Here is a 1,273-nt window from a genome sequence, read left to right on the forward strand (position 1 = left end):
CTCGTAACGGCGGCTACTTTTTACACATCGGCTTCCGCCGACCCAAGACCGACACCGAACGGAACACCGCCGAGGACGGGACGGTCCTCGGGGTTGATCTCGGTATCGAAAACCTCGCCGTCACAAGCACCGCCTCCTTCTTCAGCGGGCGGGAGTTAACCCACGATCTCCACGAGTTCGAGAAGGTACGCGCCGGACTCCAACAGACCGGGACGAGGAGTGCTCATCGGACGCTCGAACGATCGAGCGGCCGTGAACTTCGCTACGTTCGAGATATACTCCACCGAGCATCCAACGCCATCGTCTCGGAAGCGCTCGGGTACGAGTGCGACGTGATCGCGTTTGAGGATCTAACCAATATCCGCGACCGTACGGGAGCGTCGTGGGGACACAAGTGGGCGTTCCGAACGCTCTACGAACAGGTGGAATATAAAGCCGAAGCGGAAGGAATCTCGGTGAAGCAAGTCGGGTCGGCGTACACATCGAAGCGGTGCGCCGAGTGTGGGTTCACGGCAGACGAAAATCGCCCGACTCGCACCGATTTCCGGTGCGTGAAGTGCGAGTCGGAGGCGAACGCAGATTACAACGCGGCGAAGAACATCGGGATGCGGTATGTCCGTCGAGGCCAACAGTCGTCTCAGCGGACGGGCGACAGTCAACTCGCCCTAAAGTCTGGAACGGTGACGCCAAGTGGCGGATTCACCGCCTACCCGGACGGGTTCGAGGCCGAGTTCATGGACAAGCCCCACCCTCAAAACGCCGAAGGCGTTTAGGGTGGGGTAGTTGACTCGTAATCCGTGTCTCAGGCCACGCACTCCGCATCAACTCTCAGACACCCTGACGATTGGGCTCAGGTTCGTCGCACTCGGCAGACTCACACACCTGCTACGTGCCTCAGCATCTGTGTTATTCAGTCTACAAAGCTCTGCCAGTTGAGATGGTATTATCGTTGAGTGACAGATTGTTGCTGGATCTGCTATCCTCAGATTCTGCTTGGACTCAAGGAGTTAACCTGTGTGTAATAATTTCCTGGCGGTACTGATCCGAAGAGGCACTGACGGGTGCTTCACACTCCCTTCGCCGGTCAAAAGACGCTGGTTACGCTACGAGCAAGGCCAATTAGGCGAGACTGTTCCCATCAAACTGCTGTGCGTTATACTCGACGTCCAGCAGGTCGAGGACGGTGGGCGTCACGTCGAAGAGGTTCGCGTCGGACAGGTCGAGGTCCGGCTCCGTCGAGTACAGCAGCGAGTTCTCGAACTTGTGCATCCCG

1 protein-coding gene and 1 pseudogene are annotated in these 1,273 nt (G+C 58.1%); one reads left to right on the forward strand and one right to left on the reverse strand.

The genetic code is table 11. The features are described from left to right. A partial coding sequence (locus EXE42_RS15585) for an RNA-guided endonuclease TnpB family protein (RefSeq protein ID WP_137706915.1) occupies nt 1–773 on the forward strand: 773 nt, incomplete at its 5' end. Nucleotides 774–1,119: 346 nt separating this feature from the next. Here EXE42_RS15585 and EXE42_RS20340 read toward each other — a convergent pair. After that, nucleotides 1,120–1,273, reverse strand: a pseudogene (locus EXE42_RS20340) (nucleotide pyrophosphatase); the annotation flags it as partial.

The organism is Halorubrum sp. SP3 (assembly GCF_005435195.1).
Lineage (GTDB): Archaea > Halobacteriota > Halobacteria > Halobacteriales > Haloferacaceae > Halorubrum > Halorubrum sodomense.